Genomic DNA, 10,000 nt, shown 5'->3' on the forward strand with positions numbered 1-10,000 from the left:
TGATCAACATGGGTCTTTCTCCGCATGAGAGAGTCGGACAAAAAATAGGAGAGGTCTTTCATCAGGCTGATACTGCCTTCCCTGAAGCGTAATTCCCAGGCTCTTATGGGAATTGTCACAACCGTGGAAGCTTCGTATCAAAACCGGAGGTATGTGCTGTTCACCTCTCCGCTGCGGGACGCAACAGATTCGATAACCGGGGCTATCGGGGTTGCTATAGATATTACAAATCAGAAGAAAATGGAAGAAGAAAGAAGAAGACTTCTGCTCCAGTTAGAACAGAACCTTGTTGAACTGGCCCTGCTGAATGACAAAATCAGAAACCCGCTCACGGTAATTTCCTCACTTGTTGAGATGCATGCACCTGAAATTGAAGAATCTGTTGCCATCTGTGTTCAGGATATCGATGATATCATCACCAATCTCGATAAAAGATGGGCAGAATCAGAAAAAACTGTGAGATTTTTACAGAAACATTATGGCATCGGGTTCCATCTGACCTGAGACCTCACTCCTCTTTCCAGCTATTCCGGCAATCTGCTGAAAGAAGGAAACAGAAAAATACCATCCATTCCTACACTATGTCTCACGAAGAACGTACCGAATATACAGGAGCATATACCATCCCGCCTCCTCCTCTGAAAAACCTGAAAGGTCCGGTGCTGGATAGCCCATGTGATCTGACCCTTGGAACCGTGATCCTGATCGTCTTTGGCATATTCATGCTCCTCTTCGGCCTGCTCACGTTCCTGATTCATGCCGGACTCCTCCCCTACAATCCGGACAGCACCTTTGGGTTACTCCTTGTCCTGCTCTCAATTCAGATGATAACGCTTGGGAAAACTCCGTTCGGTACCTTTCGTCGTACCTGGATAGTCATCATCCTGGGATTCTCAACCGCTCTTCTTGGAACCAGTGCCTGTTTTATTCCAGGCTTTCTGGCTGGGATAATCCCTGAACTGGTCGGGTGTCTCATGATATCCGGCGGAGTAGTGCTCTTTATGAATCTCCTCTTCTCTGAAGGACGGGCAAGACAATGGATCAGGACTCCGGGGATATTACAGCACCTGACCGTTGCCTGTGGGTTTGTATACCTGACAGAGATTTTATTCGGTTTTCTGGTTCTCTTTCCCGGTTTTCTGCCAGGTATCTTTGCCGGCCTGCTCATGCTGGTGCTGAGTGCCGGTCTTTTTTATCTTGCATGGTGTATACAGACACTCTCACAGGAATATCCTCCGAAAGAACGAGATCCGGAACCCTCGGAGGATAAGGGCACAGCAGGTATTGTCGGGTTTCTCTTCTACCAAGAAGCCTCCCTTTCTATTCCGGTATCGTTCATCCTTTTGCTGGGGATTATCTTTATTGAATGTGCGATTATTCTCATTCCGGCTGATAAGGGCTATTACCTCTTCTCCCGTGACAGCCAGTTCGGCCTGCTTATGGTCATCATGGCAGTTCAGGTACTGGCCCTTGGAAAAACTCCCTTCGGCGTATACAAACGTTCATGGTTCCTGATCGGTATTGGAATCCTTATCGCCCTTCTTGGTATGTACTCCTGTATCGTCCCCGGACTCTTATCCGGCTGGATGCTCAGAATCCTGGGATTTTGGAATCTTCTCACCGGAAGTACGGGGCTTGGAAAGATAGGCATTCCGGTTCTGCAATCGCACCGCTCCTCCCCGGATACGCAGGTCTCCCTGTCAAAGGGTAAGAAAAAACTACTCTGGATCGTTATTGTCCTGCACCTTCTGACCATGGGATTTGGGATGAATCTTATCATCCCCGGCCTTATCCCTCCACCTATAGTTCTTGCGAATCTCTTCATACTCGGGATTTTAATGATACGTCTGGGATCTCTGCTGAGAACGATCCCGCTCCCCCTGTGAAGAGAATCGAATACTATAAACCGGGCTACAAAAGAATATTTCATAATCACATGCCTGCCTCTCATGGTGCTGGGCATGGCTGTAAAATGAGGGTTAGTATGACAGATGAAATAAATTTAAATTCTTTTTTCGGAGCTGTTGGAGATGATAAAGCCTTCAGGGACCGGTATGGTGACCAGATCGGTGCTGGTATGGCTGCAGTCATCTATGCACGGGATGGAATCGCGGCAAAGGTATTTCGGGAGAATCAATCCCCACATCAGGCATTTCTTGAAGGATACACGATGGCGGTTGTAAACTCACTCAATATTCCCGCTCCAAAGGTCTACGGGGTTGAGACCTTCTGTAACCGGACGGTCCTGCTTATGGATCAGGTTAAGGGAATCTCTCTTCTTGACGTCATGCTTCAGGACCGGAATAGAATTCCGGAGTGCATGGATACCGTTGTCAAACTTCAGGCAGCATTACATAAGGTAGAATTTTCAGGATTTTTGCCGTTGAAATCGATGCAGAAAAGAATGATTGACGCAAGTCCCGGACTTACCTCCGAAGAGAAAGAAAAACTTCTTAAGATGCTTGATTCACTTCCTGACGGCACTATCCTCTGTCATGGTGATTTCCACGGGGGAAATATCCTCTGTGAGGGGAAATCATGCATGATTATCGACTGGGCTGAAGTCTCCTGTGGGGATCCGGCTGCTGATGCATGTCGGAGTTATATGGATTACTGCATCGCCGGTCAGGGATATGAAGAACTCTATATTGAGAAGTACTGTGCTGTAACGGGCAGAAGGAGGGAGGATATACTTGCATGGCTTCCGGTCGTTGCCGGAGCGGTCTATGGGTACCTCTCCCCTGAAGCACAAAAAGCAGTCCGGCCGTTGTTCTGATCTGCAGGTTTTATTGGGGTAGGAAAAGTCCCACAAATTCTGCCCTCGTCTCTGATTTTTCTCTAAATCCCTGCTGATCAAAATCCTACATAATAAATATTTCCTGCACCATATTGTCAGTGTAAGAATGGCAGAGTAAAACCTTAGGCTGCTTGTGTACAGGGAGGGGAACACATGGTAATGAAAGTAAGACACTGGCTTGACAATGCTACGATAGGGCAGAAGATTATTCTTATCTGCTTACTGCTGGTCATCGTTCCGACGATCACCCTCGGGTATGTCGCATACAGCAGTGCTGAAGTCACGATTAAGAATGATATCCGGATGAGTCTTGAGATGCAGACCGCGGATATCACTGAAGAGACGAAGACGGTCTATGACCTGACTCAGGTCAAGGTGAACAGTGATCTCAATGTTCTTCGCCAGCTCTTTTACGAGAAAGGAAAACCTTCAATCGTGAATGGGGAGCTCGTCCTTGGTTCTTCGTACCGGGTGAATAATAATTTTGAGATTGTTGATACGGTTCAGGAACTTCTTGGCGGGGCTGCAACGATATTCCAGAAGAAGGGAAATAAGGCGATTCGTATCTCAACCAATGTCATCGGTGAAGATGGAAAGCGGGCAGTCGGAACCCCGGTCTCTGATGCGGTGTATGATGCGGTCATAAACAAAGGACAGACCTATTATGGAACTGCAAATGTTGTCGGAAAGAAGTATATCACCGCCTATGAACCGATAAAGGACGCTTCAGGAGACATCATCGGCATCCTCTTTGTGGGAGTTGAAGAGGCCAGTACTATCGGGCTTTTACAGGATCAGATCCGGAAAAAGAAGATCGGTGAACATGGGTACATGTATATCCTGGACAGCACGGGGAAACTCCTTCTTCACCCCTCTCTTGAAGGTCAGGACATGACCTCGTATGACTTTGTCAAGAGGATGCTTGCTGATAAGAAAGGATACCAGGAATATCCCTGGCAAGGCACACATAAAATCGCCGCATATGATTACTTTGAGCCATTTGACTGGATCATCGTTGCCAGCAGCGACCTATCAGACTTTACCGGCCCACTTGATACCATCCGAAATACCATCATCCTCGTTGTCATTGTCGGTATCATTGCCGGTACTCTGGTCTCAGTTTCCTTTGGCCGGTCGATTTCCCGCAGAATGGATGAACTGGTCCGGGTTGCCCATCAGGTTCAGCATGGGGATCTCTCGGTGACCGTTGCCGAATCACAGAGCAGGGATGAAATTTCGGTATTGAGAAAAGCCTTTTCAGAGGTAGTATCTACATTCCAGCTCTTCAGGGATGAGGTCAGGACACTAAGCTCAGCCGCATCGGCCGGAAACCTGAATGTCAGGGGGGATGTTAGTAAGTTTCAGGGAGATTATGCGGTTATCATCGATGGGGTGAATGAGACGGTCGATGCCATGGCCGTTCCGCTGCAGGAAGCCATGCGTCTGTGTGGAAGCTATGCTTCCGGTGACTTCCAGGCACGGATGAATCCTGATATACATCTGGAAGGGGAATTCATTGAATTCAGGAATGCCCTGAACACCATCGGCGTGGATCTCTCCCGTTCCCTGACTGCCGTCCGGGATCATATGGATATCCTGTCCGGACAGGTCAATGAGATCACGGAGAAGGTGGAAATCGTCACCCATGAGACCGGCATGGCTCACAAGAGTATCGAGGATGTATCTGATGGAGTCAGCCAGGTTGCACGGATTGCAACGGCAGTCAATGATCTTGCAGACAAGAGTGGCATGAACACCCAGCAGATCCTCGCAGCCATGCAGGACCTTGCAACGACCGTCTCATCGGTAGCTGCGAAGATGGAACAGGTGTCGGTTCTTACAAACACTGCTGCCGAACTCTCTGAAAACGGGAAGAAAGCAGCCGGAGAGGCAGAGAGCGGGATGAAGGACATCATGCAGGCATCTTCTGCAATCAATGAGATGAACCAGGAGATCAGCCAGCAGATGGAGGAGATAGGCCGTATTGTGGATATAATAAGTTCCATTGCAGAAGAGACGAACCTCCTTGCCCTGAATGCTGCTATCGAGGCTGCACGTGCAGGAGAGGCAGGACTTGGATTTGCAGTTGTAGCTTCTGAAGTCAAGGAACTGGCAAATGAATCCCAGAAATCCGCTGAACATATTGCAGGTATCATATCAGGTCTTCAGAAGAAGTCAGCGGCCATGGCTGAAGCGGTAAAGAAGTCATTGACGGAGATTGAGAGCGGGAATGTGGCGGTCAATGAAACCCTCGATATCTTCAATGAGATCGTAACCTCAATCTCGGTTATCAACTCGAACATGAGTGAGGTTGCTGCTGCAAGTGAGGAACAGGCCGCCTCTGTGGAGGAAGTCACGGCAACCGTCAATGAGTTCAGCGACATGGTGACCCAGACTGCAAAAGAATCAGTCGGGCTTGCCGCTGCCAGTGAAGAGTCTTCTGCAGCCGTGGACCAGATCACCCACATGGTCTCCCAGGTTAACTCTTCCATGGAAGAGATCCATGCGGTCACCGATCAGGCCCATGAAACAGTGAAGCGTATACATGAGGAGATGGACCAGTTTAAGGTCTGATCCTCTTCATCTTTTTCCTCCTAAACATCTATGAATTCTGGTGGCTAACGTATACCACCATGTTTGCACAACGAATAGAGAATCTTCCCCCCTATTTATTCGCCCGTATAGACGAGATGAAAGCAAAGAAAAGGGCTGAAGGGGTTGACGTCATCGACCTTGGCGTCGGAGACCCGGATCTTGCAACTCCTCCCCATATCGTCGATGCTCTCATCGATGCCGCAAAAAACCCGGATAATCATCACTATCCCTCCTACCTGGGCATGGCGGCATACCGGCAGGCGGTTTCAGGCTGGTATAAGAGGCGGTTTGGTGTGGATGTTGATCCTGACTCACAGGTCATCTCCCTCATGGGTTCAAAGGACGGGGTTGCCCATATCCCTGAAGCACTCGTCGGCCCGGGAGATTATGTCCTGGTTCCAAGCCCTGGATATCCGGTCTACAGCACCGGAGCACTCTTTGCCGAAGCAAAGACGTATGAGATGCCCCTCCTCAAAGAGAACGGGTTTCTCCCTGACCTTGACGCCATTCCAAAAGATATTGCAAAGAAGTCAAAACTGATGTGGATAAACTACCCAAACAACCCCACATCTGCCATTGCTCCCCCGTCATTCTATCAGGAGGTTGTCGAGTTTGCACGGGAACATGGTATCGTGGTCGTCAGTGACAATGCCTACTCTGAGATCTCCTTTGACGGATACAAGGCACCCTCCTTCCTTGAGACCGACGGAGCAGAGGAGGTCGGAATTGAGATGCACTCCCTGTCAAAGACCTACAATATGACCGGCTGGAGGATTGGTATGGCGGTTGGAAACAAGGAGGTTATCCGCGGCCTTGGTATTGTCAAGACCAACATCGACTCCGGGGTCTTTAACCCGGTTCAGTATGCAGCCATTGCAGCCCTGGAGGGCCCCCAGGACTGTGTTGCAGAGGCATGCAAAATCTATCAGGAACGGCGGGATGTCCTGGTGAGCGGACTTACAAAACTCGGGTTTGATGTCACCACACCAAAGGCAACCTTCTATGTATGGATGAGTGTTCCTGACAGTATCTCCTTTGCAGCACGGATGCTGGACGAGACCGGTATTGTCGTAACCCCTGGTGTCGGGTTTGGAAAATCCGGTGAAGGGTATGTCAGGTTTGCAATCACCCGCTCAGTTGACCGGATAAAAGAGGCAGTAGACCGGATGAGTGAGGTGAAATGGTGAACCTTCCCCCTCATCTCTCCATCAAAAACCAGCACCTGATGATCGACGGGTGTGACACGGTTGAACTTGCATTCAAGTACGGAACTCCCCTCTACGTCACCGATGAGACCAGGATTCGGGATAACTACCGGGGATATGTATCAGCCCTGTCAGATCATTACCCGCATATCCGGGTGCTCTATGCCGCAAAGGCAAATGGAAACCTCAATATCATAAAGATCCTGGCTCAGGAGGGTGCAGGAGCAGACGTCTTTTCATCCGGAGAGCTGCACATGGCCCTTCTTGCCGGGATGAAACCAGAGCACCTGCTCTTTAACGGTTCATCCAAGACTGAAGCAGATCACCGGCTGGCAGTTGAGAAGGGTGTCCGGGTATCACTTGACTCACTGGATGAACTGGCCCAGCTTGACCGGATTGCAGGTGAAGCAGGAAAGGTTGTTGAGGTATCCTTCAGGGTCAATCCGGCGATTGATGTGCCGACCCACCCGAAGATAGCAACCGGCCTTGCCACATCGAAATTTGGTATCCCGGCAGCAGAGATTGCCGATGCCTATGCAGCAGCCCTTGCCTGTAAGAACGTTACTCCGGTCGGTATCCACTGTCATATCGGTTCGCAGATCCTTGATGTTGAACCCTTTGCAAAGGAAGCACAGGTCCTGATGGAGGTTGTCGAGGAACTCCACCGGATGGGTGTGAAGCTTAAATTCGTGGATCTCGGTGGCGGTCTTGGGGTTGCCTATGATCATCATGGAGCAGATGCACCAACCTTTGTCAGCTATGCCAATGCTGTTATGCCGGTCTGCACATCAGTCCTTGGACGGCTCGGTATTCAGCCTGAGATCTGGATTGAACCTGGCCGGTCCATGGTCTGTGACTCAACCGTCCTCCTGACAAAAGTGAACTCGGTCAAGAAGGCACACAAGACCTTTGTGAATGTAGATGCAGGGTTTAATCTTCTCATCCGTCCCGCTATGTATGACTCCTATCATGAGGTGCTCGTGGCAAACCGTGCTGATGAAGAGCCTGCAGGGACCTACACCGTCACCGGGCCTATCTGTGAGACCGGGGATATTCTTGCCCATGACCGGAAGCTTCCCGGTGTCGTTGCCGGTGACCTGATCGCCGTCCTTGACGCCGGTGCCTATGGGTACTCGATGGCATCCCAGTACAATGGCCGGGGCCGGTGTGCAGAGGTGCTGGTCAGGAAGGGACAGGCTGAACTGATGCGAAGGGCAGAGACCATTGATGATCTGATGGCAAACCTCAAGACCCCTTCATGGCTCAGATAATGCCGGAGTGAACCGGTGGTCAGGTATCATTATGCCCTGGTCGATGACCTGGTAAGCAGGGAAGAGTTCGACCGTCTGATAGAGAAGAAGATAGCCGACTGTGGGAACCTCGCAGATGAGACCACGGCTGCCCTCCTGGTAGTAAAAGATCTTGGCCGGTCCCATGTCAAGATTCGGGGCCTGCGGGGCAAGTCCTCCCTCTTTTGTTTTTATGCAAAGATCATCGCCTTCTCCGGTGTCAGGGAGTTTGACCGCCCTGAGGGGGAGAAGGGGCTGGTTGCACGACTGACGGTGGCTGACGAGACCGGACAGGTTGAACTGGTCTTCTGGGATGAGCAGGCTGCAGCCCTTGAAGAGACCTTTGAGATAGGTGACGTGGTCGAGATCATCGGCCGGCATGGAAAATCCATACGGGAGATTATGCCACTGAATTTACGGAAAACCTGTGTGGACATCGACTGTGTCATGGAGGTGAAAGAGCGCAAGCCCCCTGAGCGCACAGACCTGCATCTTCTCGTCATCAGCCTTGGACAACCCCGTCCCTTTACCCGCCGGGATGGCACCGGCGGCGAGATGGTAAGTGGTCTTGTCGGTGATACAAACGGCACAGCACGGCTTATCTGCTGGGAGCCTGCCCTGTTATCCGGAATATCTCCGGGAATGGCGGTATCGGTGACCGGTGCCCTGACAAAGGAGGGAGACTATGGAGGACGGGAGATTGTATGCGATGAGGAAACCTTCATCACTCCGGCTGAGAATGCTCCTGAAATCCCGGTGACATCGCTTGATAATATCGCTCCTGAAACGAGCTGTACTGTCCGGGGAACGATAACAAAGATCCTGCCGGCAAAACCCTTTACCAAGCGGGATGGAACAACGTCCTTTGTCCGGAACCTCCGGTTTTCTGACGGAACTGCCGATCTTCCTCTGGTTCTGTGGGATGCTGAGGCAAAACGAACCCTCCTCCCCGGTGAGACGATCATGCTCTATAATGCCTATACAAAACTAGGAAGATCCGGTGAAATTGAGGTCTCTCTGGGGAGAGGGGGCGCTCTCACCGTTATCCCTGATAAGGAAGAGCCGGTCAGGATTGAAGGATGGATTTTGCATGTAACCGAGGGGGTAGTCATTACCAACCAGGAGGGATCATGGCTGGTGGAGACGTGCCTCCCCCATGGGTCACATGTCATTATGACCGGCCGGGCAAGTGGAAAAAGGGTCTTCTGCGAAAGTGAAGAGGAGGTAAAAGAAGACCTTGAAGGGCTGAAGAATGAGGTTTCCTCCTTCATACGGTCGTTTTCATAAATGCCATTTTCACTTTCACCCCGTTTATTTTAGACTTAAATACCCCTCGCTGCCACCTGTATGATGAGGAAACTACTATGGCAGCAGAAGCATACAAACTTGAGGACATTCCCGGCGTCGGACCAACCACTGCAGAAAAGCTCCGTGAAGCCGGGTATGAGTCAGTGGAAAAGATTGCACAGGCAACTGCAACCGAACTCTATGATACTGCAGAGATCGGGGAAGCAACCGCCCGTAAGATGATCAAGTGGTGTACATCCCAGATAAACCCTGGTGCAGAAGGATCCACTGATGCTTCGTCCGCACAGAAGGAAGATTCGACACATATGCAACAGCGGAGACTGGATATTGAGGATATTCCGGGTGTCGGCCCGGCAATTGCAGAAAAGCTACGGGATGCAGGATTTCTGACCGTTGAAAGCATTGCAACATCCCTTCCTGCAACCCTTGCAGAGGCGGCTGAACTGGGAGAGGCAACTGCAAAGAAGATGATCAAGTGGTGCCGGGACCAGGCAGATATCGGCGGATTTAAGACCGGAACTGATGTATTTGAGCAGCGTCTGAAGGTCAAGAAGCTGCGAACCCTTGTTCCGGAGGTAGACGAACTTCTTGGCGGAGGATTTGAGACCCAGGCCATCACCGAGATGTATGGTGAGTTTGGTTCTGGTAAATCCCAGATTGTTCACCAGATGGCAGTGAACGTCCAGCTCCCGGAGGAACTTGGCGGTCTTGATGGTTCGGTCATCTACGTGGATACGGAAAATACCTTCAGACCTGAACGTATTGAGCAGATGGTAAAGGGTCTTGAGATAGAGGGTGCGGATCCA

Annotated in this window: 8 protein-coding genes; all 8 read left to right on the plus strand. The window is 50.5% G+C overall.

Going from position 1 to position 10,000, the window contains the following annotated elements; translation table 11 throughout:
• The first annotated feature begins 105 nt into the window (after positions 1 to 105).
• The gene (locus LDL35_RS01415; RefSeq protein WP_304018749.1) at positions 106 to 504 is read left to right on the plus strand and encodes a hypothetical protein; all 399 of its coding nucleotides are present in this window, start codon (positions 106 to 108) and stop codon (positions 502 to 504) included.
• A gap of 77 nt (positions 505 to 581) precedes the next feature.
• On the plus strand, positions 582 to 1,886 hold the full coding sequence (locus LDL35_RS01420; protein ID WP_304018751.1) for a hypothetical protein: 1,305 nt from the start codon (positions 582 to 584) through the stop codon (positions 1,884 to 1,886).
• Positions 1,887 to 1,984: 98 nt separating this feature from the next.
• On the plus strand, positions 1,985 to 2,776 hold the full coding sequence (locus LDL35_RS01425; RefSeq protein WP_304018752.1) for a phosphotransferase family protein: 792 nt from the start codon (positions 1,985 to 1,987) through the stop codon (positions 2,774 to 2,776).
• Between the two features lie 174 nt (positions 2,777 to 2,950).
• Positions 2,951 to 5,371 carry a Cache 3/Cache 2 fusion domain-containing protein gene (locus tag LDL35_RS01430; RefSeq protein ID WP_304018754.1) on the plus strand — a complete coding sequence of 807 codons (2,421 nt, stop codon included), beginning with the start codon at positions 2,951 to 2,953 and terminating at the stop codon, positions 5,369 to 5,371.
• A 59-nt stretch (positions 5,372 to 5,430) separates the two neighbouring features.
• The gene (locus LDL35_RS01435; RefSeq protein ID WP_304018756.1) at positions 5,431 to 6,579 is read left to right on the plus strand and encodes an LL-diaminopimelate aminotransferase; all 1,149 of its coding nucleotides are present in this window, start codon (positions 5,431 to 5,433) and stop codon (positions 6,577 to 6,579) included.
• On the plus strand, positions 6,576 to 7,868 hold the full coding sequence (lysA, locus tag LDL35_RS01440; RefSeq protein WP_304018762.1) for a diaminopimelate decarboxylase: 1,293 nt from the start codon (positions 6,576 to 6,578) through the stop codon (positions 7,866 to 7,868). The genes LDL35_RS01435 and lysA overlap by 4 nt, the downstream gene beginning before the upstream one ends.
• Before the next feature lie 15 nt (positions 7,869 to 7,883).
• Positions 7,884 to 9,173, plus strand: a complete 1,290-nt coding sequence (locus tag LDL35_RS01445) for an OB-fold nucleic acid binding domain-containing protein (RefSeq protein ID WP_304018758.1) — start codon at positions 7,884 to 7,886, stop codon at positions 9,171 to 9,173.
• A 77-nt stretch (positions 9,174 to 9,250) separates the two neighbouring features.
• Positions 9,251 to 10,000, plus strand: a 750-nt coding sequence (locus LDL35_RS01450; RefSeq protein WP_304018760.1) for a helix-hairpin-helix domain-containing protein, incomplete at its 3' end; no start/stop codon positions are given.

It is taken from the genome of Methanospirillum hungatei, assembly GCF_020216685.1.
In the GTDB taxonomy this organism is placed as follows: Archaea; Halobacteriota; Methanomicrobia; order Methanomicrobiales; family Methanospirillaceae; genus Methanospirillum; species Methanospirillum hungatei_B.

Excerpts from the sequence above, each read along its gene's own strand:
- LDL35_RS01415 (WP_304018749.1), top strand. The coding sequence starts at position 106 with ATGGGAATTGTCACAACCGTGGAAGCTTCGTATCAAAACCGGAGGTAT.
- LDL35_RS01420 (WP_304018751.1), top strand. The coding sequence starts at position 582 with ATGTCTCACGAAGAACGTACCGAATATACAGGAGCATATACCATCCCG.
- LDL35_RS01425 (WP_304018752.1), top strand. The coding sequence starts at position 1,985 with ATGACAGATGAAATAAATTTAAATTCTTTTTTCGGAGCTGTTGGAGAT.
- LDL35_RS01430 (WP_304018754.1), top strand. The coding sequence starts at position 2,951 with ATGGTAATGAAAGTAAGACACTGGCTTGACAATGCTACGATAGGGCAG.
- LDL35_RS01435 (WP_304018756.1), top strand. The coding sequence starts at position 5,431 with ATGTTTGCACAACGAATAGAGAATCTTCCCCCCTATTTATTCGCCCGT.